The organism is Ruegeria sp. CDSC079, assembly GCF_059610505.1.
The window spans coordinates 541,833-565,431 of sequence record NZ_JBXWNT010000001.1 but is presented as its reverse complement, the minus strand read 5'-3'; the positions used below and the strand labels follow the sequence as shown (position 1 = coordinate 565,431).

At 57.0% G+C, this 23,599-nt stretch carries 23 protein-coding genes; 10 read left to right on the top strand and 13 right to left on the bottom strand.

Annotated elements, in window-relative coordinates; all coding sequences use genetic code 11:
- Position 1: 1 nt before the first annotated feature.
- The 5 genes from fdh3B (at position 2) to AC2FIC_RS02885 (ending at position 4,173) form a co-directional block, all read left to right on the top strand.
- Positions 2–595 carry a formate dehydrogenase FDH3 subunit beta gene (gene fdh3B / locus AC2FIC_RS02905; protein ID WP_085821701.1) on the top strand — a complete coding sequence of 198 codons (594 nt, stop codon included), beginning with the start codon at positions 2–4 and terminating at the stop codon, positions 593–595.
- A gap of 121 nt (positions 596–716) precedes the next feature.
- Positions 717–1,898, top strand: coding sequence for a formate dehydrogenase subunit gamma (locus AC2FIC_RS02900; RefSeq protein ID WP_496677794.1), 1,182 nt, complete (start codon positions 717–719; stop codon positions 1,896–1,898).
- The gene (locus tag AC2FIC_RS02895) at positions 1,899–3,161 is read left to right on the top strand and encodes a c-type cytochrome (RefSeq protein ID WP_282021340.1); all 1,263 of its coding nucleotides are present in this window, start codon (positions 1,899–1,901) and stop codon (positions 3,159–3,161) included.
- 13 nt (positions 3,162–3,174) lie between these two features.
- Positions 3,175–3,300, top strand: a complete 126-nt coding sequence (locus AC2FIC_RS02890; RefSeq protein ID WP_271946568.1) for a hypothetical protein — start codon at positions 3,175–3,177, stop codon at positions 3,298–3,300.
- Complete coding sequence (locus tag AC2FIC_RS02885) at positions 3,301–4,173, top strand: substrate-binding domain-containing protein (RefSeq protein WP_281972249.1); 873 nt, start codon at positions 3,301–3,303, stop codon at positions 4,171–4,173.
- Positions 4,174–4,175: 2 nt separating this feature from the next.
- On the opposite strand, the gene AC2FIC_RS02880 is transcribed toward AC2FIC_RS02885, so the two are convergent.
- The 9 genes from AC2FIC_RS02880 to AC2FIC_RS02840 all read right to left on the bottom strand — a co-directional run bounded on the left by AC2FIC_RS02880 (position 4,176) and on the right by AC2FIC_RS02840 (position 13,068).
- Positions 4,176–4,991: an ABC transporter substrate-binding protein gene (locus AC2FIC_RS02880; protein ID WP_496690712.1), complete on the bottom strand. Its 816-nt coding sequence runs from the start codon at positions 4,989–4,991 to the stop codon at positions 4,176–4,178.
- A gap of 18 nt (positions 4,992–5,009) precedes the next feature.
- Entirely contained in the window at positions 5,010–5,744 is a 735-nt protein-coding gene (locus AC2FIC_RS02875) for an ATP-binding cassette domain-containing protein (protein WP_496690713.1), read from the bottom strand.
- Positions 5,737–6,450: an ABC transporter permease gene (locus AC2FIC_RS02870; protein WP_281994749.1), complete on the bottom strand. Its 714-nt coding sequence runs from the start codon at positions 6,448–6,450 to the stop codon at positions 5,737–5,739. Before AC2FIC_RS02870 ends, AC2FIC_RS02875 begins: the two co-directional genes overlap by 8 nt.
- Before the next feature lie 153 nt (positions 6,451–6,603).
- Entirely contained in the window at positions 6,604–7,593 is a 990-nt protein-coding gene (locus tag AC2FIC_RS02865) for an ABC transporter substrate-binding protein (RefSeq protein WP_271946556.1), read from the bottom strand.
- A gap of 60 nt (positions 7,594–7,653) precedes the next feature.
- Entirely contained in the window at positions 7,654–8,499 is an 846-nt protein-coding gene (locus AC2FIC_RS02860) for an ABC transporter permease (protein WP_142634378.1), read from the bottom strand.
- On the bottom strand, positions 8,496–9,428 hold the full coding sequence (locus AC2FIC_RS02855; protein WP_496690714.1) for an ABC transporter permease: 933 nt from the start codon (positions 9,426–9,428) through the stop codon (positions 8,496–8,498). Before AC2FIC_RS02855 ends, AC2FIC_RS02860 begins: the two co-directional genes overlap by 4 nt.
- Positions 9,421–10,215, bottom strand: a complete 795-nt coding sequence (locus tag AC2FIC_RS02850) for an ABC transporter ATP-binding protein (protein ID WP_271946553.1) — start codon at positions 10,213–10,215, stop codon at positions 9,421–9,423. Before AC2FIC_RS02850 ends, AC2FIC_RS02855 begins: the two co-directional genes overlap by 8 nt.
- Positions 10,216–10,269: 54 nt before the next feature.
- On the bottom strand, positions 10,270–11,724 hold the full coding sequence (gene hydA, locus AC2FIC_RS02845) for a dihydropyrimidinase (protein WP_496690715.1): 1,455 nt from the start codon (positions 11,722–11,724) through the stop codon (positions 10,270–10,272).
- A gap of 93 nt (positions 11,725–11,817) precedes the next feature.
- Positions 11,818–13,068 carry a Zn-dependent hydrolase gene (locus AC2FIC_RS02840; RefSeq protein ID WP_496690716.1) on the bottom strand — a complete coding sequence of 417 codons (1,251 nt, stop codon included), beginning with the start codon at positions 13,066–13,068 and terminating at the stop codon, positions 11,818–11,820.
- 169 nt (positions 13,069–13,237) lie between these two features.
- Here AC2FIC_RS02840 and AC2FIC_RS02835 point away from each other — a divergent pair, with 169 nt between their 5' ends.
- Complete coding sequence (locus AC2FIC_RS02835) at positions 13,238–13,846, top strand: TetR family transcriptional regulator C-terminal domain-containing protein (protein ID WP_496690717.1); 609 nt, start codon at positions 13,238–13,240, stop codon at positions 13,844–13,846.
- A gap of 252 nt (positions 13,847–14,098) precedes the next feature.
- Here the strand turns inward: AC2FIC_RS02835 and preA are convergent, their stop codons facing one another.
- From preA to AC2FIC_RS02820, 3 genes are all read right to left on the bottom strand, one after another.
- Positions 14,099–15,403 carry an NAD-dependent dihydropyrimidine dehydrogenase subunit PreA gene (gene preA, locus AC2FIC_RS02830; protein ID WP_496690718.1) on the bottom strand — a complete coding sequence of 435 codons (1,305 nt, stop codon included), beginning with the start codon at positions 15,401–15,403 and terminating at the stop codon, positions 14,099–14,101.
- Positions 15,404–15,448: 45 nt separating this feature from the next.
- Positions 15,449–16,783: an NAD(P)-dependent oxidoreductase gene (locus AC2FIC_RS02825; RefSeq protein WP_496690719.1), complete on the bottom strand. Its 1,335-nt coding sequence runs from the start codon at positions 16,781–16,783 to the stop codon at positions 15,449–15,451.
- 157 nt (positions 16,784–16,940) lie between these two features.
- A complete protein-coding gene (locus AC2FIC_RS02820) occupies positions 16,941–17,573 on the bottom strand; it encodes a cupin domain-containing protein (protein WP_496690720.1) in 633 nt (210 codons plus the stop codon).
- Positions 17,574–17,744: 171 nt separating this feature from the next.
- Here AC2FIC_RS02820 and AC2FIC_RS02815 point away from each other — a divergent pair, with 171 nt between their 5' ends.
- The 3 genes from AC2FIC_RS02815 to AC2FIC_RS02805 all read left to right on the top strand — a co-directional run bounded on the left by AC2FIC_RS02815 (position 17,745) and on the right by AC2FIC_RS02805 (position 20,825).
- On the top strand, positions 17,745–18,740 hold the full coding sequence (locus tag AC2FIC_RS02815; RefSeq protein ID WP_496690721.1) for a GT-B fold glycosyltransferase domain-containing protein: 996 nt from the start codon (positions 17,745–17,747) through the stop codon (positions 18,738–18,740).
- A gap of 72 nt (positions 18,741–18,812) precedes the next feature.
- Positions 18,813–20,105 carry an O-acetylhomoserine aminocarboxypropyltransferase/cysteine synthase family protein gene (locus AC2FIC_RS02810; protein ID WP_271946534.1) on the top strand — a complete coding sequence of 431 codons (1,293 nt, stop codon included), beginning with the start codon at positions 18,813–18,815 and terminating at the stop codon, positions 20,103–20,105.
- A gap of 3 nt (positions 20,106–20,108) precedes the next feature.
- Positions 20,109–20,825 carry a GNAT family N-acetyltransferase gene (locus AC2FIC_RS02805; protein WP_496690722.1) on the top strand — a complete coding sequence of 239 codons (717 nt, stop codon included), beginning with the start codon at positions 20,109–20,111 and terminating at the stop codon, positions 20,823–20,825.
- Here AC2FIC_RS02805 and AC2FIC_RS02800 read toward each other — a convergent pair.
- On the bottom strand, positions 20,822–21,517 hold the full coding sequence (locus AC2FIC_RS02800) for an SIMPL domain-containing protein (protein WP_282021349.1): 696 nt from the start codon (positions 21,515–21,517) through the stop codon (positions 20,822–20,824). The two genes, AC2FIC_RS02805 and AC2FIC_RS02800, sit on opposite strands and share 4 nt — an antisense overlap.
- Positions 21,518–21,681: 164 nt before the next feature.
- Here AC2FIC_RS02800 and AC2FIC_RS02795 point away from each other — a divergent pair, with 164 nt between their 5' ends.
- Positions 21,682–23,559 (top strand): hypothetical protein, encoded by a 1,878-nt coding sequence (locus AC2FIC_RS02795; protein ID WP_496700756.1) that lies wholly within the window; start codon positions 21,682–21,684, stop codon positions 23,557–23,559.
- Positions 23,560–23,599 lie beyond the last annotated feature (40 nt).

Below are 23,599 nucleotides of genomic sequence, written 5' to 3'. Positions count from 1 at the left end.
AATGGCTAGAGCAAAGTTTCTCTGCGACGCTGAACGCTGCATCGAATGCAACGCCTGCGTAACCGCGTGTAAGAACGAGCACGAGGTGCCCTGGGGCATCAACCGCCGCAGAGTGGTGACGATCAATGACGGCGACCCGGGCGAACGCTCGATATCGGTTGCCTGTATGCATTGCTCGGATGCGCCCTGTATGGCGGTGTGCCCGGTTGACTGCTTCTATCAGAACGAAGAAGGGGTCGTCCTGCACTCAAAGGACCTGTGCATTGGCTGCGGCTATTGCTTCTATGCGTGCCCGTTCGGCGCGCCGCAATACCCACAGGCAGGCAACTTCGGATCACGCGGCAAGATGGACAAATGTACCTTCTGCGCCGGTGGCCCCGAGGAAACGCACTCGACCGCAGAGTTCGCCAAATACGGTCGCAACCGGATCGCAGAAGGCAAACTGCCCATCTGCGCCGAGATGTGTTCCACCAAGGCCCTGCTTGCCGGTGACGGCGACGTGGTATCGGCCATTTATCGCGAACGCGTCGTGGCGCGCGGTTTCGGGTCTGGCGCCTGGGGTTGGGGCACAGCCTACGACCAAAAAGACGGCTGATCCTTGGCCAAACCTTCCCCGGCGCGCAAACCGTGTGCCGGGGAGCACTAAGATTTTTCGACGAAAAATCTCTGCCCGCCCGGAAAAGGGCCTACGCCAATGACCGCGTCACGAGGTTCATATGACTTTCCTGCGACTTCTGTTCTGTCTCATTGTTTTGACTGTTCCTGCCCTTGCTCAGGATGCTCCGGATCGCAATTCGACGGGTGGTGCGACCACGCTCGAGGATATCTTGGCCCGGCAGCGTGGCGAGACGGTCGATAACGGTTATCGCTCAGGTAACACCGGTCAAGGCAACGCCGAAGGTCTGATGGGCCAGTTGGGCACACGTGGCGTTGCGTCTGACAGCGACGTCTATCGCGCTTTGCGGTATGGCTCGGCGGATGTGACCGTTTCGTCGAACGGCCCTGCAGCCAGCGTCTTGATACAGGACGGTGGCATGTGGTGGTTGAATTTCCGAACAGGCCCATTGCGCGATTACGGCACGTATATTCTGGCCGGGATGCTTGGCATCCTTCTGCTGTTCTTCTTGATCCGGGGTAAAATCCGCATTGATGGTGAAAAGACGGGACGCACGGTTACGCGTTTCTCGGGCTTTGAGCGGTTCGGACATTGGCTGTTCGCGGGCTCTTTCCTAATCCTTGGCCTGACCGGATTGCTGACCCTTTATGGTCGAGACTTTCTGATCCCGATCTTCGGGAAAGAAGGCTTTGCGGCCATAGCGCAGGGCTGCAAATGGCTGCATAACAACCTCGCCTGGGCCTTCATGCTGGGTTTGATCATGGTCACTGTGAACTGGATCGCCCACAACATCCCCAACCGCACCGACCTGAAATGGCTGGCTGCCGGCGGCGGGTTGTTCACGAAAGGCAGCCATCCCCCGGCCAAAAAATTCAACGCGGGTCAAAAGATCATCTTCTGGGCCTGTATCCTGCTGGGCGTATCGATCAGCCTGTCTGGCCTGTCTCTGCTGTTCCCGTTTGAGATGCCGCTGTTTGCTAAGACCTTCTCAATCGCAAATGCAACCGGCATCCCGCAGATGTTGGGTCTGAACCTTCCGGTGCAGATGTCACCACAAGAAGAGATGCAATATGCGCAGGTTTGGCACGTGATGGTCGCCTATGTCTTCATCGCCATCATCATCGCGCATATCTACCTGGGCTCGGTGGGCATGGAGGGCGCTTTCGACGCGATGGGCACAGGCGAGGTCGAGGAACAATGGGCGCGTGAGCACCACTCGCTTTGGCTGGAAGAGGTCCAGGAAAAAGAGGCCAATAAGGCAGTGGCCTCGCCTGCGGAATAGATGCGCGGTCTAATCCTTGCACTGGTGTTGGCCCCCCTGCCCGCTTTGGCCGAGTTTTTCACGCTGAAAGGTCATGGCGGGCCGATCATGGGGATTGCCTCCGCGCCGGACGGCCGGATTGCGACGGCCAGCTTCGACAACTCCGTCGGCCTGTGGTCAGACCGCACGCCGCAATGGCTTGAAGGGCACGAGGCTGCCGTGAACAGCGTCGCCTTTGGCGACACAGCGATCTATTCTGCTGGTGACGACTTTACCCTGCGCCGGTGGCCGGATGGCCAAATCCTCGGGCGGCACAAAGGCAAGATCGTTGATATTGCTGTTTCAGACTCCTACATCGCCACTGCCAGTTGGGACGGCACGATAGGGGTTTGGCCGCTTGACGGGACAGAGCCAAGGGTATTAGGGCCCACAGGCAGCGGTGTGAATGCTGTTGTGTTCACACCAAACGGGGATGCGCTGTATACCGGCGGGGTTGATGGGGCGGTTCGTCTTTGGGATGTCGCAACCGGTCAGGAAAAACTGCGACTGGTTGATAACGGGTTCGGCATCAACGAACTGGTCCTGAACCCCCATGAAAACTGGATTGCCTATGGGGCCGTCGATGGCGTCACGCGCATTCGTGATCTGACTACAGGCGACGAGCATGATTTCACCCTGGACCGCCGTCCAATCCTTGCGCTGGCTCTCAGCCCGGACCGCAGCTTGCTGGCGGTGGGGGATGGTGAGGGTCATATCATGTTGGTCGATACCATCGACTGGCGCATCGCACAGGATTTCCGGGCCACATTGCGCGGCCCGGTCTGGGCGCTGGCCTTCTCAACCGATGGTAAAAACATCTATGCAGGTGGTATAGATGAGGCGATGTATAGCTGGCCGGTATCTGACCTTGGCGACCAACAACAGATGGCCGCGACTGAACCGAGTTTTCTGAAGAACCCTGACCAGATGGACAATGGCGAACGCCAATTCGTGCGCAAATGCTCGATCTGTCACAGCCTGACGGCGGACGGGCACAGACGTGCTGGGCCTACGCTCTCTGGTGTGTTTGGTCGCCGGGCGGGCAGCTTACCGGGATATTTCTACTCGGACACGCTGCAAGACTCTGATATCATTTGGAATGACGAGACGATAAATGCCCTTTTCGACCAAGGACCAGACCATTACATTCCGGGATCGAAGATGCCCATGCAACGGATTACACAAGCGGATGACCGCAAAGATTTGATCGCCTTTCTGCGCCGCGTCACGGCACCGGAAAACTGAACCGGAGGTAAATATGAAAGCCTTTCTAGCCGCAGTTGCCACGATGGCTGTAATTGCCGTCGCTGCGCCGTTTGCCTTAGGCCAATTCGGATTCAGCGCGGCGAATGCCAGCGCGGGTTCGGCCGTGCGCCTCGACTGAATGTCAGAATACCTGACCACCAAAGAACTGGCGGACCTGCTGCGCATTGGCGAGCGTAAAGCCTATGACCTTGCCTCATCCGGCGAGGTCCCCTGTGTCCGTGCCATGGGCAAACTCTTGTTTCCAAGGGCCGAAGTCATTGCCTGGCTGAACGCATCACGTAGCGGACCGCAGGTCGCAGAACCGTCGCTGCCGCCGATCGTGGCGGGCAGTCATGATCCGCTGTTGGATTGGGCTCTGCGGGAAAGCGGGTCGGGCCTGGCAACTTATTATGACGGCTCATTTGACGGCTTGAATCGTCTGAAAGAACGATCAGCGCAGGCTGCGGCGCTGCATATCCACGAGACAGACGGATTCAACACGCAATCTCTGCAGGACCATCTGGGAGAGGCACCCGTCATTCTGTTCGAACTAGCAAAACGCCAGCGTGGGCTACTGATGGCCCCCGGTGTGACTGGGATATCGGACTTTTCTGACCTCAGGGGCCGTCGCATTCTTCTTCGTCAGGACAGTGCCGCCAGTCAACGGTTGTTCGACACGCAACTGCAGGCGCACGGCCTGAACCGAGACGATCTGGATACCCTGCCGACCTGCGCACGTACCGAAGAAGAGCTGGCCATAGCCCTGCATGACAGCAAAGCCGATGCCGGATTCGGCCTGGGTGCGCTTGCGGGGCTGTACAATCTGGGCTTTGCCCCGACCCATACCGAACGCCTGGACCTTGCTATCTGGAGGCGCGCCTATTTCGATGGCCCGATGCTTCGGTTGCTCGGCTTTGTGCAATCCGACCGCTTTGCCACTCGGGCAGAAGAATTCGGCGGGTATGACTTGTCGGATCTGGGAACCATCCATCACAATGGAGCCAGCGGCTGACCCTATTGGGCGTTGGGAAAGAACAGCTGCTGGCCGTCCAGCGTGTAAGATGCGATTGCCGCCTGCCCTTCGGGTCCAGTCAACCAGTCAACAAAGCGCTGCCCCGAGGCCGCCCGCACTTTGGGATGCTTGTCAGGGTTCACAAGAATAATCCCATATTGATTGAACAGGAGTGGATCGCCCTCAACCATGACCTCTAGGTTTCCCTTGTTGCCAAAGCTCTGCCAGGTCGCCCGATCCGTCAGCGCATAGGCACCCATCCCACTAGCCACGTTCAGTGTCGCCCCCATCCCGGATCCAGTTTCCCGGTACCAAGTGCCCGAAGCGTCGGTCGGGTCGATACCGGACGAGGCCCAATGGCCCAGCTCCGCCTTATGCGTCCCGCTGTCATCCCCGCGTGAGGCGAAGGGCGCCTTGGCCTTAGCCACGGCGGTCAGCGCCGCGATAATGTCAGTTCCCCCTTTCACTTTGGCGGGATCGGATTTTGGCCCCACAAGGACGAAATCATTGTACATCACGTCCGACCGCTCAACGCCCCAACCGTCAGCCACAAATTTCTCCTCGGCAGGTTTGGCGTGAACCAGCAAGACGTCCCCGTCACCGTTGATCGCATTGCGGATCGCCTGCCCTGTACCAACAGCCACCACGCGGACATCAATCCCGCTTTCGGCTTCAAAGCCTGGCAGGATATGGTCGAACAAGCCCGAATTCTGCGTCGACGTGGTTGATTGGACTACAATAAATGGGGTTTCGGTCAATGCGGCTGTAGTGTTCAGGCCAAGCGCTATTACTGCAGCCCCGACGAATTTGCGGATCATTTGAACTCCATATTCTGATTAGGTTACCAGACCACCGGCAACAAACCGGCGCGCGGCGTCACTTGTCGGGGCATCCAGCACTTGTTTGGCAGCACCGTGTTCGACCACGTGTCCGGCCTGCATCATGACGATATCCGCTGCCAGACGGCGTGCCTGACCGATATCGTGGGATACCATGACAATGCGAACCCCTCGGTTCGAAGCGCGCAAGATCATCCGTTCGATCATCTGCGTAGCACCAGGATCAAGCGAACTGGTAGGTTCGTCCAGGAACAAAGTCTCCGGGTCCAGCGCCAGCGCGCGCAGGATGGCCAGCCGTTGCGCTTCGCCCCCGGACAGCGATCTGGCGGACTGGCGCGCCTTACCCTCAAGCCCACCTTCGGCCAGCAATTCGTCGATCCGGGATTTGCGAATTGCACGGGACAGGCCCTGACGCTTTAGCACAAAATCAAGATTGGCTGACACGGACCGGCGCAACAGAACCGGTCTTTGAAACACCATCGCCTGTCGTGATTTGTGATACGCATTCAGGGCAATCCCGTCCTGCTGAACCCTGCCGCTATCCGGGACAATAAGCCCGTGCAAACAGCGCAAAAGCAGGCTCTTGCCCGCTCCGTTCGGCCCAAGGATCAAAGTTGGTCCCAGCCCCTTCAGGGGTAGCTCTGGTACTTGAAGCAGTGTCTTTCCCTTGCGGGAAATCTGTAAACTGTGAACAGAAAGACATTTCACCATCTCGGGCACCAGATCACGCATGGCGCAACCCTTCCTTCTCGGCCCGCAGGCTAAGCGTGCTGACCATGGCGTTTACTGCGATGGCTATGGCAATCAGGATGGCCCCAAGCGCAAGCGCCAACGCCAAATTTCCCTTGGACGTTTCAAGGGCGATCGTCGTCGTCATCACCCGCGTGACGTGGTTGATATTGCCGCCAACGATAATAACCGCTCCAACTTCGGCAATCGCACGGCCAAACCCCGCCAGCAATGCCGTAACAAGAGACAGCCGCGCATCCCACAATAGCACCGGAATCGATGCCATCCGCGACAGGCCGAGTGAGCGGAGTTGCTCGGAATATTCCTCGGCCAGCATTTCGACCACTTGACGTGTCAGTGCGGCAACGATCGGGGTCACCAGAACGACCTGAGCAATAATCATAGCCGTCGGTGTGTAGAGCAATTCAAGGACCCCCAACGGGCCGGAACGCGACAGCATCAGATAGACCAGCAAACCTACCACAACCGGGGGCAAGCCCATCAAAGCATTCATCAAGACGATCAGAATCCGCCGCCCTGGAAAACGCGCAACGGCCAAAGCCGCGCCCATGGGCATCCCGATAACGGCAGAAATCAGAACGGCAAAAACAGAGACTTTCAGGGACAACAGAACAATCGCCCACAGCTCCGGATCCCAATGAAGGATCAAAGCAAGCGCAGACCTGAATTCTGTTGTAAAATCCTGCATTACCTACCTAATATCCCCCATGTTGAACAGTTTGCTATAATTTACAGGTAATTACTATGACAAACGCCCTACAAGTGCAGTTACATTTTCGACGCTTCCAACAAAAAACGCGGCCCCGTTTGGGACCGCGCCATATTCCATCGTGAACCTGACTCAGTTCAGTGCTGCATCCGAAATCTGATGCGTCCAGGCACCTTCGGGTTGTTTGGTGATAACGGGATCAGAACCACCGGCAAGCAGCGTCCCTACAGTGCGCTCAAAATCCGCCGGATCAAGCGATCCGTTTGAGCCCGCAGTCAGCTTGGCAATCTCACCCATCATACGTTTCTGATGCGCTTCGGTCTGGGCGCCAGTCGCGTCATTTTCAAGCACGATATCGGCCGCTTCATCTGGGTTCTCTTCGGCATATTTCCACCCCTTCATCGACGCCCGCACGAAACGTTCCATCTTGTCGACAAATGCCGCGTCGCTCAGGTTCTCTTCAAGAACGTACAGGCCGTCTTCCAGCGTCGCGACGCCCTGATCTTCGTATTTGAATGTGACCAGTTCGTCGGGGCTGACGCCGGAATCTATGACCTGCCAGTATTCGTTATAGGTCATGGTGCTGATGCAATCAGCCTGACGCTGCAGCAGCGGGTCGACATTAAAGCCCTGCTTCAGAACCTCGACGCCATTTTCGCTCTTGCCACCGGTATCAATGCCCAGCTGGCTCATCCAGCTCATGAAGGGAAATTCGTTGCCAAAGAACCAGACGCCCAGTGTCCGGTTCTTAAGGTCTTCTGGTGCGGAAATACCGGCATCTTTCCAGCAGGTCAGCATCATACCCGAGCTTTTGAAAGGCTGGGCAATATTCACCAGCGGCAGGCCCTTTTCGCGCGCGGCCAACGCAGCTGGCATCCACTCGACCGTCACGTCAGCGCCGCCACCGGCAATAACCTGTGTCGGCGCTATGTCCGGGCCGCCTGGCAGAATGGTGACATCAAGACCTTCTTCTTCGTAGAACCCTTTGTCTTTGGCCACGTAATAACCTGCGAACTGAGCTTGCGTGACCCATTTCAACTGCAATGTCACCTCATCCGCCGACCAGGCTGCACTGGCGGCCAGGCTAAAGGCGGCAACCGCCCCGCTGAGTATCTTTTTCATCTTCACATCTCCTAGTTTCAGTTGGCGCCCCATTTTTCATTTTTGGGGTCTGTTGAATTCTTATCCGCGTTGCGACGGGTGCCAGAAGGTCACCGCCTTTTCGATCATGGCCACCAGACCATAAAATGATGTCCCGGCCAAAGCCGCCACTACGATCTCGGCCCAGACCATATCCAGTGAGAGCTGCCCCACGCTGGTTGATATCCGAAACCCCATGCCAAGCGTCGGTGAGCCAAAGAACTCGGCCACGATAGCGCCGATCAATGCAAGGGTGGTGGATATCTTGAGACCATTGAAAACAAATGGCATCGCGGCAGGCAAGCGCAGCTTCAGAAAGCTCTGCCAATACGTGGCGGCATAAGTCTCCATCAGGTCGCGCTGCATTGCTGTCGCCTCGCGCAGCCCGGCGACGGTGTTCACCAGCATTGGGAAAAAGACCATCACGACAACCACCGCCGCTTTGGAGTGCCAGTCGAACCCGAACCACATGACCAGAATCGGCGCGGTGCCAACAATCGGCAGAGCGGCCACGAAGTTGCCCACGGGCAAAAGCCCAAGGCGCAGAAAATCCCACCGGTCCACTGCAATCGCCATCAGGAAGGCGGCTCCACAGCCGATGATGTAACCGCTCAGCGCGCCCTTGATGATGGTTTGCACGAAATCCATCCAAAGCGTTGGCAAGCTGTCCCAGAACCGAATCCAGATAACCGATGGAGCGGGCAGAATGACCAAAGACACCTCAAGGCCGCGCACCAAAAGCTCCCAGATGATGATGATAGTCAGACCAAAGATCAGCGGAGCCAGAAACCGGACCATCCGCGTATCAGCATAGGGCCCGCTGGCCAAGCGGCTGTTCAACCACCATCCCAACAGCCACACACCGAGTGCGCCCAGAATTGGTATCATTGCGCAATCCCCATCCGTTTCAGGACCGACTTTTCAATCAGCCCCAGAAGCCCCACAAGACAGGCCGCCAGAATCGCCGCCGCAAACAGGGCCGACCAGATTTGCACGGTCTGACCATAATAGCTGCCTGCCAGCAGGCGCGCGCCCAGTCCCGCAACTGCCCCGGTGGGCAATTCCCCCACGATGGCCCCTACCAATGAAGCCGCAATGCCTATCTTCAGCGATGTGAACAGATACGGCATCGAGGCCGGCAAACGCAGTTTCCAGAACCCCTGCGCGTGGCTCGCGCTATAGGTACGCAGCAAATCCAGTTGCATCGCATCCGGGCTGCGCAAACCTTTGACCATGCCCACCACGACAGGAAAAAAGCTGAGATAGGCCGATATGACTGCCTTGGGGATGATCCCCTGCACGCCAACAGAATAAAGGACCACAATGATCATCGGGGCCAGAGCGATGATCGGGATGGTCTGGCTGACTATCGCCCAGGGCATGACCGACAGGTCCATGACCCGGCTATGTACGATCCCAACAGCCAGCAGAATTCCCAGGCCGGTGCCAATGGCAAAACCCAGTATCGTCGCACTCAGCGTCACCCAGCCGTGATAAACCAGCGAGCGCTTTGAGGTGATTTTCTTCTGGACCGTTGTCTTCCATATCTCAACGGCCACCTGATGCGGAGCGGGCAACCGTGGACGATCCTGTTCCCACGTGGCTGGAATGGCAAAGCTATTGTCCAGAACCAGGCTGAATTCGGACAGATCGCGACGATCTTTTGCCGAGGGTGGCTGAACTGTGGCGCCGGCCCGTTCCTGTTCGGTCAGAACGCCTTTGATATTCATCGGAATACAAGCGGCGTACCAAAAGGCTACTATGACGGCCAGTACCGTCAATACAGCCCAGAATGCCTTGAACCCGCTGTTATTCATCCGAATGCCCCGCGCGCAACCCTTCTCGCACCCTATGGGCAACTTCGATGAATTCCGGCGTGTCGCGAATATCGAGCGGCCGCTCTTTCGGCAACGGACTGTCGATCACGTCAGTGATCCGTCCGGGCCGAGGGCTCATTACAACGATCTTGGTGCTCAGATAGACGGCCTCAGGGATGGAATGGGTGACAAACCCAATGGTCTTTTCAGTCCGCGCCCAAAGCGCCAGAAGCTGCTCGTTCAGGTGATCGCGGACAATCTCATCCAACGCGCCAAAAGGTTCGTCCATAAGCAGGATATCCGCATCAAAGGCCAACGCCCGTGCGATGCTGGCCCGTTGCTGCATTCCACCCGACAACTGCCAGGGAAACTTTCCACCAAACCCCTCAAGATCAACAAGTTCCAAAACCTTGTTTACGCGTTCTTCCTGCTCGGCAGCTGTAAACCCCATGATTTCAAGCGGGAGCTTGATGTTCTTGGAAATGGTGCGCCAAGGGTACAGACCCGCGGCCTGAAATACATAACCATAGGCCCGTTTCCGCCGCGCCTCATCCGGAGTCATACCGTTGACGGTCAATGTCCCGCCAGTCGGTGTTTCCAACGCAGCGATGCACCGCAAAAAGGTGGTCTTACCACAGCCGGAGGGCCCGATGAAGCTGACGAATTCTCCCTTTTCGATGGTCAGGTTCACATCCTTCAGAGCGTGGACCGGCCCGTCATTGGTCTGAAAGGTCAGATCCAGTTGCCGCGCCTCGATTACAGGCGGTGCAGCGGTTTCAATATTCATTCCATCCCCTTGAACTTAAACCGTAATAAGACGTGATATCTGCCACATATTCTGTCATACACCGGTTGCTGGAATACCCGTGCGTACCACCGGTCGCGGCGCTGTCAGCTCTTTCCAAGTACTCAGCGCCTTGTTGACGGTTGTATTGGCCTCGCGTTCAACAAATTGGCCATGGCCTTCCTGAGTCCTGATCTCTCCGTCATGCACTGCAACCTGCCCACGGGTCAGAGTAAAGCGCGGCAAGCCTTTGACCTCTTTGCCCTCAAACACGTTGTAGTCGATCGAAGATTGCTGCGATTTCGCGCTGATCGTCTTGCCTTTCTCAGGATCCCACACCACCAAATCGGCATCGGCACCTACAAGAACTGCGCCCTTTTTTGGATAACAATTCAATATCTTGGCGATGTTTGTTGAAGTGACTGCCACAAATTCATTTGGCGTCAGCCGACCAGTGTTCACCCCATGAGTCCACAGCATCGGCATCCGGTCTTCCAACCCTCCGGTACCGTTCGGGATCTTGGTGAAATCCCCCACGCCAAAGCGTTTCTGATCCGTCGTAAAGGCGCAATGGTCGGTGGCCACGACACTCAACGAACCAGATTGTAATCCGTTCCACAGGCTATCCTGATGCTGCTTGTTTCGGAACGGAGGGCTCATGACCCGCCGCGCCGCGTGGTCCCAATCCTGGTTGAAATACTCGCTCTCATCCAAGGTCAGATGCTGGATCAAAGGTTCCCCCCACACCCGCTTGCCCTGCATCTTGGCACGCCGAATGGCCTCATGCGCCTCTTCGCACGATGTGTGCACCACATACAGCGGCACTCCGGCCATATCCGCGATCATGATCGCGCGGTTGGTCGCTTCGCCCTCGACCTGCGGCGGACGGGAATAGGCATGTGCCTCGGGGCCTGTATTGCCTTCGGCCAACAGCTTGGCGCTGAGCTCGGCAACAACATCGCCATTCTCGGCATGCACCATGGCCGTTCCACCCAGCTCGGCAAGACGCTTGAACGAAGCATACATTTCATCGTCATTGACCATCAACGCGCCCTTATAAGCCATGAAATGCTTGAACGTGTTGATACCGCGTGTCTCGATCACCGTCTTGAGGTCATCAAACACCTGCTCGCCCCACCAGGTCACCGCCATGTGGAAAGAATAGTCGCAATTTGCACGTGTCGACTTGTTATCCCAGCGCTTGAGCGCATCCAACAGGCTTTCACCTGGGTTGGGCAGAGCGAAATCAACCACCATCGTGGTTCCTCCGGCCAATGCCGCCCGGGTTCCGCTCTCAAAATCATCGCTGGAATAGGTGCCCATGAACGGCATTTCCAAATGCGTATGCGGGTCGATCCCGCCAGGCATCACATAGCAGCCTGTCGCATCCAGTTCCGTGTCACCTTTCAGGCCCGGCCCAATCTCGGTGATCACCCCATGCTCGACCCTCACATCCGCATGGTAAGACAAATCCGCGGTTACGACGGTCCCGTTCTTGATAACAGTGCTCATATCAATCTCCCTGATGCGGTCTGCGCCGCTTGCTTCATCTGGCTACAAATACCTCGGGGGGAGTCGCCCAACGGACGACGGGGGCAGAGCCCCCTATTCCACAATACCAGCCGTCTCTACGACCGCATGAAACAGAACATCCGCCCCGGCGGCAGCCCAATCCTTGCTGATTTCTTCGGCTTCGTTATGGCTTAGCCCATCCACACAAGGGCACATCACCATCGCTGTTGGTGCAACCCGGTTGATCCAGCAGGCATCATGACCGGCGCCCGAAATGATATCTGTATGAGAATAACCCAACCGTTCAGCCGCGTCGCGCACGGCTGCCACGCAGCCTTCATCAAATTGCACCGGATCAAATCCGCCGACCTTCTCAAACTCGATCTGTAGGCCCATCTCATCCACGATATCTTCGGCCGCTACGCGCAGACGATTTTCCATATCGGTGATCACGTCCAGATCGGGCGAACGGAGATCGACAGTAAACACAACTTTCCCCGGGATCACGTTACGCGAATTCGGAAACACATCAATATGCCCCGCCGCACCCACCGCGTGGGGCGCATGGGACCAAGCAATCTCGTCAACCTTTTCAAGGATACGCGCCATCGCCAATCCGGCATTCTTGCGCATCGGCATCGGCGTAGACCCGGTATGGGCGTCCTTTCCGGTAACTGTAATCTGGGTCCAGCTGAGACCCTGACCATGGGTGACAACGCCGATATCCTTCCCCTCGGCCTCAAGAATGGGGCCCTGTTCGATATGCAGCTCAAAAAAGGCGTGCATCTTTCGGGCACCAACCTCTTCGTCACCGCGCCAGCCAATGCGGCTCAGCTCATCTCCGAACTTCTTACCATCGGCATCCTCACGGTCATAAGCCCAATCCTGCGTATGCATCCCGGCAAAAACCCCCGAGGACAGCATCGCAGGTGCATAGCGCGTGCCTTCTTCATTCGTCCAGTTGGTCGCAACGATTGGATGTTTGGTCTTGATTCCCAAATCATTGAGCGTGCGGATGATTTCCAGCCCGCCCAATACACCCAGAACACCGTCATATTTGCCGCCTGTCGGCTGCGTATCCAGGTGTGAACCCACATAGACCGGCAATGCCTCGGGGTTCGTGCCCTCTCGATGCGCAAACATATTGCCCATTTGGTCCAGCCCCATGGTGCACCCGGCCTCTTCGCACCATTTCTGAAACAGCGCGCGGCCTGCCGCATCTTCATCCGTCAGGGTCTGACGATTATTGCCCCCCGCAACACCCGGGCCAATCTTGGCCATCTCCATCAGGCTGTCCCACAACCTGTCGCCATTGATCCTGAGGTTCTGCGCCGGAGCTGCCATCCTAGTCTTCCCTGTTGCTTGCGATTTGCTCGCTTTTGGTGTCTTGATTTGACCATCTGGTCAAACTCACGCTATCACGGGTTCGACATCAGTCAAGAATTAGCAGAGCTCGGTGGGAATTTTTGGCATATTCCGCACTTGCGAGCCCAAAAATCAGACAGGCAAAGACATGTCCAAAGACCGCGCACCAACACGAATTCAGAAAAAAAACCGCGCTGCAATTCTAGAAGCCGCTTTGAACGTGTTTTCTGCCTACGGTTTCCGCGGTGCCACCGTCGACCAGATTGCTGCCGAGGCCGGGTTGAGCAAGCCGAATCTTCTATATTATTTCCCCTCAAAAGAAGCGATTCACACGGCCCTTCTATCTGGCCTTCTCGAGATTTGGCTGGCCCCTCTCCATGATCTCGACGCCGACGGGGACCCATTGGAAGAGATACGCGCTTATATCCATCGCAAACTGCAAATGAGCCGGGAACTTCCGCGCGAAAGCCGTCTGTTTGCCAATGAACTGGTCCAGGGTGCGCCACGCATACACGATGCATTGTCCAATGATCTCAAAACTTTGATGGATGAGAAGACCGCAATCCTTACGGCCTGGATGGATCAGGGTAAAATCGCGCGCCTCCATCCCTACCACCTTATTTTCTCGATCTGGGCTTTGACACAGCATTATGCGGATTTCGATGTCCAGGTTCGGGCAATTCTTGGCGACGAAGATCCGTTTGAAGGTGCTGAACCGTTCATCGACACGCTCTACCGCAAATTGCTGGCGCCTTAGGTTTTCGTTAGCCGGAATCCGCTCACCCTGAGCCTAGGATGACGCTACTCTTTTCTTCCCTGTCCACACACAGGTGCCGTGGTAAGGCTTTCGTTGGGTGGGTAGAGCGAGAAGTGGGACATAAGGCGTTCCAAGACTAAGTGAGGAGGCGCGGATATCATCTGATCCGCACCGCCACCTAATATGTCGCAAACTGCCACAACGCCCCCCATCGACATCCTGTTCTAAGAAGATTCGACGAATTTTCTTGGACTACTCGGCGGCTTTCGCCATTGGATTGTTGGGATGGGTTGTCCAGTTGCTATATTCGGGCTGCACTTCCTGTCCCGTGCGCGGGTCGATTTCGCCAGCGTCCATCGGCACCATGGAAATACATCCCTCGACCGGGCACACATCCACGCACAGGTTACAGGCCACACATTCGTCATCCATAACCTCGAACACGCGCTCTTCGGACATTGAAATGGCCTGGTGGCTGGTGTCTTCGCAGGCGGCATAGCAACGACCACACTTGATGCACTGATCCTGATCAATCTTGGCCTTGGCGACATAATTCAGGTTCAGATATTGCCAGTCGGTCACGTTCGGAACCGCAAGACCGACAATTTCCGAGACGTCCTGATACCCTTTTTCATCCATCCATTTCGACAGGCCCGCCGTCAGTTCGTCAATGATCTTGAACCCATAGGTCATCGCTGCCGTGCAGACCTGAACATTGCCGCAACCCAATACCATAAACTCTGCTGCATCGCGCCAGGTGGTCACACCGCCAATACCCGAGATCGGCATTCCGTTCGTTGCCTGTCCACGCGAGATCTCGGACACCATCGACAGGGCAATCGGTTTCACTGCGGGGCCACAATAGCCACCGTGGCTGCCTTTGCCGTCAATCGAGGGTTCAGGGCTGAAGCTATCCAGATTGACACTGGTAATCGAGTTAATCGTGTTGATCAGCGATACTGCATCCGCACCACCATTCTTTGCGGCTTCTGCCGGCTTGCGGATATCAGTGATATTCGGCGTCAGTTTCACGATGACCGGTCGGTCATAGTATTTCTTGCACCAGCGCGTCACCATCTCGATATATTCCGGAACCTGCCCTACGGCCGCCCCCATCCCGCGCTCGCTCATCCCGTGTGGACAGCCAAAGTTCAGCTCGATCCCGTCGGCACCGGTTTCGGCAACACGCGGCAGGATAGCCTTCCAGGCTTCTTCCTCGCACGGCACCATGATCGAGGCGATCAGGGCGCGATCTGGATAATCAGCCTTAACCCGCGCCATTTCTTCAAGGTTTACCTCTAATGGGCGGTCTGTAATCAGCTCGATATTGTTCAGACCCAACAACCGACGGTCTGCGCCGTAGATCGCCCCATACCGCGGGCCATTAACATTGACGACCGGTGGACCTTCGGACCCGAGTGTTTTCCACACGACACCCCCCCATCCGGCCTCAAAGGCACGGCGGACGTTATATTCCTTGTCCGTCGGCGGCGCAGATGCCAGCCAATATGGGTTGGGGCTTTCAATTCCCAGAAAGTTCGATTTCAAATCAGCCATTTATCCGGCCTCCCTGATGCTTGCAGGCATCTTGATCATTGAGTTTCACGCAATCAGACTTGCGTGGATATCCATCGCGGCATCGCGCCCCTCGGCCACTGCGGTCACGGTCAGGTCATCCCCGCCTGCGGCGCAGTCGCCTCCGGCCCAGACCGCTTGTACCGATGTGCGCCCGGCGCCCGTGACGGCGATCTTGTTCCCGTCCAACGTCAGCCCTTCGGGCGCTCCTTCCAGCGTCTGACCTATTGCCTTCAGCACCTGATCGGCAGGCAGGCGGGTTTTCTCGCCGGTGCCCTTCAACTGACCGTCATGGCTGGCAGTATACTCCAATTCGATCTCGGCGGCTGCCCCGTTGCCGTGTACGGCTACGGGCTGAACATTGGTCATGATCCTGACACCGTGCGATGCGGCCAGATCCTGCTCATAGCGGCTGGCACCCATCGCCTCGCGTCCGCGCCGGTAGGCGATGGTGACGTTTTCCGCGCCCAGCAATTTCGACTTTACAGCTGCGTCAACCGCGGTCATGCCGCCTCCGATGACGACGACATTCCGCCCAACGGGCAGCTCAGCCAGATCGGCTGCCTGACGCACATCCGAGATAAAGTCGACCGCGTCGCGCACGCCGGTCAGATCCTCGCCGCCCGCTCGCAATGCATTCACACCTGTCAGACCGATGGACAGGAAAACCGCATCGTAGTTGTCAACAAGGCCATCCAGCGACAGGCCCTCGCCCAGCACCGATCCGGTCTCGATGGTGATGCCGCCGATCCTCAGCAACCAATCGATCTCAGCCTGAGCGAAATCATTGGTCGATTTATAGGCGGCAATTCCATATTCATTCAGACCGCCGGGTTTTGGGCGGCTTTCGTGAATGACCACATCATGCCCCAGCATCGCCAGCCGATGCGCACAGGCTAGCCCTGCGGGCCCTGCCCCGATCACGGCCACCGTTTTGCCGGTGAATGCGGCGCGCTGGAACGGATGGTCGCCCGATGCCATAACGCTGTCAGTAGCAAACCGCTGCAAACGCCCGATCTCGACTGGCGATCCTTCGGCGGTTTCGCGTACGCAGACTTCCTCGCACAGCGTTTCGGTCGGACAAACACGGGCGCACATGCCACCCAAGATATTCTGGCCAAGGATGGTTTCACCCGCAGCTTCAGGCTGACCGGCCTGAATCTGGCGCATGAACAATGGAATATCAATGTCTGTCGGACAGGCCGTCACACACGGCGCGTCATAGCAGAAATAGCACCGATCCGCGGCCACTGCGGCCTCATGCGGGGCAAGTGGTGGATGCAGATCCGTGAAATTCGAGGTCAGCTCATCGCTGGAAAGCCTCCCGGAGACTATGCCGGGGACCATCTGGCCCTGTGCCATCGCTCTACTCCCTGTAGATATGTTGTTATGGCCTCAGCTTGGCACAATCTGATTTTTTATCAAATGGTAAATTTTGCCAAATGGTCAAAAAATGAGTAACCAGGCCGAAACACCCGGTTTTTTACTGTACATTGCTAGTTTTTTGGGCCGGAACCGCTCAGATCATCTGTGACAGGTGCCCGGATTTGATCCAAATTCGCGCGCCCTCTGCTCCTGCCAAAGCAGTGGAACGCGCACCTGGCGGTAATCTCAACCAGTCCCAGACCGAAAATTCTTCGTCGGATTCCTGCACCGAACCTGCGATGACAAACAACTCCAACCCATCGACTGCATCCAGATCCAGCTTTTCGCCAGGTGACAGATTCAATACGCGAACATCTTCGCGTGAGTCCTTGAAAAGCTGAAGATTCGAATCCCCAGTAATCGACCGACGAATTTCGGTCCTGTCCTCAGGGTCAAACTGGTGCAGTTTGACTAGTATCGTCGCGCCTTCTTTTGCCGAAGGCGTGTGGGAAGATGTCGGAGGATTGCGCACATAACTACCTGCAGGAAAATCACCGGTTTCGTCCTGAAACACACCTTCCAGCACCAGATACTCCTCTCCTCCATCATGCGTATGGGCGGCAAAGGCGCTTCCTGGGGCAAAGCGGACAATCGTGGTGGCGCGGGCGACCTCTTCCCCGATCCGGTCCAACATCTTGCGCTCGACCCCTGCGGCAGGTGACGCAATCCAGTCATTCCGGTCGAAATGCACAGCAACACGTTTTGTGAAATCTGCGTTAACTCTCATGCGGCTTCTCCTGTTTGGTCTGGTCTCTAGATGGTTGCGCAAGTCCTGAATTCAAAATTCAGATGCATGATCTATGATCACATCTGGTTTTGTGCCACGTCTCTACCTAGTGTACGCCCAACCAAAATTCGAGCAGTGCTGGCCCAACGCCACGAACCCGAGAGACGCCCGATGCAGACCGCCAACAATAAATTCAATATCGTGGTCATCGGCCAAAACAATCGGCTGCAATACGAGGCACTGCTGTTTGCAGCCTCGTTACGACACAGCTGTCCCGATTTCGCTGGCCGCCTGTTCGTTGCCGTTCCTCAACCGGGGGCCCGATGGTCACAGGATCCCAGCATTCAGGATGAGGATGTCCTGAAAGCGCTACATCAGCTTGGGGCCGAAATTCTACCGTTTGAAAACCGGGCTTTCGGTGGAAGCTATCCCTATGGAAACAAGATCGAAGCGCTCTTGGCCCTGCCCGAGGGGGAACCGTTTGTCTTTTTCGACAGCGATACGCTTGTCACCGGAGACCTGAATAGTGTGCCCTTCGATTTTGACCGCCCCGGTGCCTCGCTGAAAGTCGAGGGAACATGGCCGCGCCCGACCCTGTATGGTCCGGGGTATGACGGTATCTGGCGCGCCCTGTATGAGCGGTTCGAACTGGATTTCGACAGCTCATTGGACAAGGCCCAACCAGCCGAATACTGGCGGCGCTACCTGTATTTCAATGCGGGTTATTTCTTTTACAGATGCCCACGCCAGTTCGGCGAACGGTTCCTGGAATATGCCTGCACCATCCGGGATGAGGATATCCCGGAACTCGCGGGCCAAACACTGGACCCATGGCTGGATCAGGTCGCATTACCGCTGATTATCCATGCCCTTGGCGGCGGCCGCGACGCACTGCCCACTGGCCTGCTGGACGGGTCGGTCACGTGCCACTACCGTCTGTTTCCTCTGCTGTATGCCCGCGAAAGCGACCATGTGATCGAGGTTCTGGAAACTGTGGTTGCGCCCAACAAGTTCAAGAAAGTGCTCAAGGGCTATGACCCAATAAAGAAACTGGTGCTCCAGCGCAAAGGGCACAAAATACGCGAGATGTTCGATCGCGAAAACCTGCCTCAGCGCGAGCAGGTCATTCGCAACAAGATCAAAAGCAAAGGTCTATGGATGCGCTGACAGCAATGTTGTGCGCACGCGTCCAATCGCCTAGAGATTCTGCAACTCATAGTTCAACAGGAGATTTTCACCATGTCTGACGGCCCCACCTACGGTTTCGACACGCTTCAAATTCACGCAGGCGCACGCCCTGACCCAGCAACAGGTGCGCGTCAGACGCCGATTTATCAAACAACGGCATATGTGTTTCGCGATGCAGACCACGCGGCGGCTCTGTTCAACCTGCAGGAAGTCGGCTTTATCTATTCCCGCCTGACCAATCCCACCGTGGCGGTTCTGCAGGAACGCGTGGCAACGCTTGAGGGTGGCGTTGGAGCAGTTTGCTGCTCGTCCGGTCATGCCGCCCAAATCATGGCACTGTTCCCGCTGATGGGACCTGGCTGCAACGTGGTGGCCTCGACCCGGCTGTATGGCGGCACGATCACTCAGTTTAGCCAGACGATCAAACGGTTCGGCTGGTCTGCCAAGTTTGTGGATACTGACGATCTGGATGCTGTGAAGGACGCGATCGACGAAAATACACGAGCGGTGTTCTGCGAATCCATCGCCAACCCGGGCGGCTATGTCACCGATATCCGCGCACTGGCGGATGTGACGGATGGCGCCGGCATTCCGCTGATCGTCGACAACACCTCGGCCACACCCTATCTGTGCCGCCCGATTGAGCACGGCGCGACGCTGGTTGTGCATTCAACCACCAAATACCTGACCGGCAACGGCACTGTCACCGGCGGCTGTATCGTGGATTCGGGCAAGTTCGATTGGTCCGCGAATGACAAATTTTCCTCGCTCAGCCAGCCGGAACCGGCCTATCACGGGCTGAAATTCCACGAGACATTCGGTCCGCTGGCCTTCACATTCCACGGCATCGCCATCGGCCTGCGTGATCTGGGCATGACGATGAACCCACAGGCGGCGCACTACACGCTGATGGGAATCGAGACCCTGTCTTTGCGAATGGAGCGTCATGTAGAGAACGCGCAAAAGATCGCAGCCTGGCTAGAGGCCGATGACCGCGTGGAATATGTGACCTATGCGGGCTTGCCGTCGTCGCCCTATCACGACCGGGTCAAGACGCATTACCCCAAAGGGGCCGGTGCGCTGTTCACCTTTGCGGTCAAGGGCGGCTATGACGCCTGTGTCAAACTGGTGAACGCGCTGGAGATCTTCAGCCATGTGGCCAACCTGGGCGACGCGCGGTCGTTGATCATTCATTCGGCCTCGACCACCCACCGTCAGCTGACCCCGGAACAGCAAGAGGCCGCAGGCGCCGGTCCCGGCGTTGTTCGGGTTTCCATTGGCATCGAAGACGCCAACGATCTGATTGCCGATCTGGATCAGGCGCTGGCCAAGGCAACGGCCTGACAAATGGCTGGGCACGATACCAACGATCTTGGCCAACCCGTCGGCCGGCCGGTTTCGGGCAGTTTTCCGCGCCCGACGCCGCCATATACGCCGATGGAAGGCCACTATTGCTCGGTCGTGCCCCTTGATGTGAACAGGCATGCGCCCGGTCTGTACCGGGCGTTTGCCAATGACACTGATGGGCGGAACTGGACTTATCTGCCCTATGGCCCATTCGACAGCGAAGAAGATTTCGCCGCCTGGACCCGCGCGTCCTGTATGGATGCCGATCCCATGTTCCATACAGTGCTAGACGGTGATGGCACCCCGATTGGCTTGGCCTCGTTCCTGCGGATTGAACCTGCGGCCGGTGTGGTCGAGGTTGGGCACATCCATTTCTCACCGCTATTGCAACGCAGCCCGAAATCCACCGAGGCGATGTACTTGATGATGCGCCGCGTGTTCGACGAGCTGGGGTATCGCCGTTACGAATGGAAATGCGACGCGCTGAATGCCCCGTCCTGCAGTGCGGCCCAAAGGCTGGGCTTTACCTTCGAGGGCATCTTTCGGCAGGCCACCCACTATAAGGGGCGCAACCGCGATACAGCCTGGTATTCAATCCTCGATACAGAATGGCCGCGCATCCGCTCTGCTTTCGAGGCCTGGCTTTCACCAGATAATTTTGATCAGTCGGGCCAGCAGCGGCAATCCCTGATGGCCCGAACCAGCGACACATCCTAGTCGGAAATCAGAAATTCCATCGACACGTTGACCGAGACCGAAATCTCGCCCCCGGAAACCGGAACGCCGCCCTCAGCCGCCATGTTCATTGCACGCATTTGAGGCATGGGATTGAACCCTCCGGCCTGTTCGCGGATCATCTGAACCGGTCCCAGCGTGACTTCGGCCGCCTGTGCCAGTTGGTTGGCCTTTGCCCGCGCCTCACCGACAGCTTTGGCCCGCGCCTGTGCCTCAAGCGGTGCAGGGTCCTGAATTCCGAAACTCAGCCCGCCGAAATTGTTGGCCCCGTCGTCAATGACCGCATCCATGATGGTACCCAGCTGCGACAGATCGCGAACACGCACCACGACGCTGTTGGATGCGACAAAGCCGGAAATCTCGGGCCGCTCTCCGCTAGAACTGTTCCGCCCAGACCATACCGGCGACAAAGACAGATCACGTGTTTGCACATCACGGGTTTCGATCCCCATCTCATCCAGTCGAGTCAGAATTTTGGCCACCGCGTCCGAAGTCGCTTGCATCGCATTTGATGCCTGTGCATCTTCGTTTGTTACACCCAGGGTAATGGTGGCCATATCCGGGGCCACATGCACCATGCCTACCGCATCAACAATGATGCGACGTTCTTCCGCAGTTGCCATCCCTACCGACGTCATGGCCAGCACAGCGGCCAGAAAAGCGATTTTCTTCAATATCTTCCCTCCAATTATCCTGATTTCAACATGGGGCTGCACCGGGTCACGGGGCAAGAGGAGACGCAGGCTTTTTCTTTCCCTCGGCGAGATCCTGCTTTAATGTCGGTCTGCGGACGAGGCATCGTTTGCATTGCAACTGACAATTATGGTTCCTCCGGATTATGAAACCCGCTTTTGCGCTGTCCATTTCTACAACCGGAATTTCTTTGCACCACAATTCCGATGGCGACTGGTTCGCCATAGGTGAGGTGTCGTTGGATGCCTCCAACTTGGAAGAGCAGTTGAAAGCGCTTCGGGACAAGGGGTTTGCGCTTGAAAATGACCTGAGCTGCAAGGTCATCATCCCAAGGGATCAGGTCAAATTCATCAAGGTTGAGGCCGCCGGATCATCCTTCGAAGACACCGAACAGGCTGTGCAAAACGCTGTATCCGATGCCACCCCTTATGATCTGACAGAGCTGGTATATGTCACGGCACATGACGGGGCGACCACATGCGTCGCCGTCGTTCCACGCGATACACTGGAGGAAGCTCGGGGGTTTGTGCTGGGATACGGATTCGTTCCGGTCGCGTTCAGCGCTGCATATGAAACAGATGACTTTCCGACCGAACCGTTTTTCCCGCTTGGGGACGCGCCTGCGACCACAAACGCGCCCAAAGCGATCGCCACAGACCCCGCGCAGGATAGTCCGGTTGTTCACGCGATCGCCGATTCTACCGCTCCGACCAGCTTTTGGCCTGTCCAAAAAGTGGCCGCACCTAACTGGGCCTCTCTGCCATCAGTGCGAATTGCAGCGGCGGTGGCTTTGATGTTGGTAGCCGGTGGCATATGGAGTCTTTTCAGAGAAGACAGCCCTGCCCCTGCCGATTCAGAACTGGCCCTGCTGGACGAAACAATATCCCAACTCGAGCCGAGTTCTGGACCTGTCGAGCCTGCAGAGACACCCGCAGCACAGGCCGAAGTCACAGTGCCCGAGACCGCAGAACCAGAAATGGCACCGACCTCTGAATCAGAGCCAGAGCTGTCTGCAACCGACCAGGCCATTCTTGAGGCGCTGAACGTTGCGCCCGCGTTGGTAGACGAAATCGAGCTTGAGCCTGAACCTCAGTTAGTTCCGACACAGCCGGAGATCGAAATCACGTCACCGGGCCTTTTGATAGCGCCAGCGCAGGATCCGCAAATTGAGCTGTATCTGGCCTCCAAAGACGACTCGAATCTGTCGCGTGATGCAATCGCATTGCCGCCAGTACACACATACGACACCGACCTGCCATTTGATTTCGAACCACTTTCAACCGCTGCCGGGGCTAGGTTCAGCCTTGATGAGCGCGGGCTGGTAATACCAACCAAAGAAGGTGTCTTGAACCCGGACGGGGTGGTTGTCTATTTGGGAACACCTTCTAAAACTCCCCCTCCATCGGCTTTGGTCCGGCTGGAAAAGGCACCTGTTGAGGAAGTGGTCGACAACAGGCTGGCGACATTGCGACCAAAACCAAGGCCCGAGAACCTGGCCGAAAATTTTGAACGGCAACGGCTTCAAGGGCGTACATTGAAGGAATTGTCCGGAATTCGCCCGAAACCGCGCCCGGAATCCCTGTTGCGTGCCCCGCCGCCCCCGGAATCGACTGAGCCCCTTGCGGAAATGAGGGTGCCGCGCCCCAAACTCCGACCGGCCGGACTGACCCGGCAGGCCAGTGCAGGTACTGCGACTTTGGGTTCGGCAGCTGGAATTGAACAGCTCAACAATGAGGTCGGAACGTTCCAGCCCAAAACCACAGCGCCCAAAATCCCATCCTCGGCTTCGGTTGCACGGCAGGCCACAATCGACAATGCAATCAACCTGCGGAAACTGAACCTGATCGGGGTTTACGGCAGCCCATCCAATCGCCGCGCATTGGTTCGGCTGCCCAGCGGCAGGTACAAAAAGCTCAAGATCGGGGACAGGCTTGACGGCGGCAATGTCATTGCTATCAGCGACAATGAATTGCGCTATCAGAAACGCGGGCGAAACGTAGTTCTCAAGATGCCACGTGGTTAAGAGGCGGCCTGCGCGGGTCACCACGCAGGATTACCTTCTT

What these genes read in the sequence shown, in the direction of transcription:
- AC2FIC_RS02860 (WP_142634378.1), bottom strand. Translation starts at nt 8,499, where the DNA reads ATGATACCAATTCTGGGCGCACTCGGTGTGTGGCTGTTGGGATGGTGG.
- hydA (WP_496690715.1), bottom strand. Translation starts at nt 11,724, where the DNA reads ATGAGCACTGTTATCAAGAACGGGACCGTCGTAACCGCGGATTTGTCT.
- AC2FIC_RS02895 (WP_282021340.1), top strand. Translation starts at nt 1,899, where the DNA reads ATGCGCGGTCTAATCCTTGCACTGGTGTTGGCCCCCCTGCCCGCTTTG.
- AC2FIC_RS02795 (WP_496700756.1), top strand. Translation starts at nt 21,682, where the DNA reads ATGAAACCCGCTTTTGCGCTGTCCATTTCTACAACCGGAATTTCTTTG.
- AC2FIC_RS02835 (WP_496690717.1), top strand. Translation starts at nt 13,238, where the DNA reads ATGTCCAAAGACCGCGCACCAACACGAATTCAGAAAAAAAACCGCGCT.
- fdh3B (WP_085821701.1), top strand. Translation starts at nt 2, where the DNA reads ATGGCTAGAGCAAAGTTTCTCTGCGACGCTGAACGCTGCATCGAATGC.
- AC2FIC_RS02840 (WP_496690716.1), bottom strand. Translation starts at nt 13,068, where the DNA reads ATGGCAGCTCCGGCGCAGAACCTCAGGATCAATGGCGACAGGTTGTGG.
- preA (WP_496690718.1), bottom strand. Translation starts at nt 15,403, where the DNA reads ATGGCTGATTTGAAATCGAACTTTCTGGGAATTGAAAGCCCCAACCCA.
- AC2FIC_RS02810 (WP_271946534.1), top strand. Translation starts at nt 18,813, where the DNA reads ATGTCTGACGGCCCCACCTACGGTTTCGACACGCTTCAAATTCACGCA.
- AC2FIC_RS02870 (WP_281994749.1), bottom strand. Translation starts at nt 6,450, where the DNA reads ATGCAGGATTTTACAACAGAATTCAGGTCTGCGCTTGCTTTGATCCTT.
- AC2FIC_RS02825 (WP_496690719.1), bottom strand. Translation starts at nt 16,783, where the DNA reads ATGGCACAGGGCCAGATGGTCCCCGGCATAGTCTCCGGGAGGCTTTCC.
- AC2FIC_RS02850 (WP_271946553.1), bottom strand. Translation starts at nt 10,215, where the DNA reads ATGAATATTGAAACCGCTGCACCGCCTGTAATCGAGGCGCGGCAACTG.
- AC2FIC_RS02815 (WP_496690721.1), top strand. Translation starts at nt 17,745, where the DNA reads ATGCAGACCGCCAACAATAAATTCAATATCGTGGTCATCGGCCAAAAC.
- AC2FIC_RS02900 (WP_496677794.1), top strand. Translation starts at nt 717, where the DNA reads ATGACTTTCCTGCGACTTCTGTTCTGTCTCATTGTTTTGACTGTTCCT.
- AC2FIC_RS02855 (WP_496690714.1), bottom strand. Translation starts at nt 9,428, where the DNA reads ATGAATAACAGCGGGTTCAAGGCATTCTGGGCTGTATTGACGGTACTG.
- AC2FIC_RS02865 (WP_271946556.1), bottom strand. Translation starts at nt 7,593, where the DNA reads ATGAAAAAGATACTCAGCGGGGCGGTTGCCGCCTTTAGCCTGGCCGCC.
- AC2FIC_RS02820 (WP_496690720.1), bottom strand. Translation starts at nt 17,573, where the DNA reads ATGAGAGTTAACGCAGATTTCACAAAACGTGTTGCTGTGCATTTCGAC.
- AC2FIC_RS02890 (WP_271946568.1), top strand. Translation starts at nt 3,175, where the DNA reads ATGAAAGCCTTTCTAGCCGCAGTTGCCACGATGGCTGTAATTGCCGTC.
- AC2FIC_RS02805 (WP_496690722.1), top strand. Translation starts at nt 20,109, where the DNA reads ATGGCTGGGCACGATACCAACGATCTTGGCCAACCCGTCGGCCGGCCG.
- AC2FIC_RS02875 (WP_496690713.1), bottom strand. Translation starts at nt 5,744, where the DNA reads ATGCGTGATCTGGTGCCCGAGATGGTGAAATGTCTTTCTGTTCACAGT.
- AC2FIC_RS02885 (WP_281972249.1), top strand. Translation starts at nt 3,301, where the DNA reads ATGTCAGAATACCTGACCACCAAAGAACTGGCGGACCTGCTGCGCATT.
- AC2FIC_RS02880 (WP_496690712.1), bottom strand. Translation starts at nt 4,991, where the DNA reads ATGATCCGCAAATTCGTCGGGGCTGCAGTAATAGCGCTTGGCCTGAAC.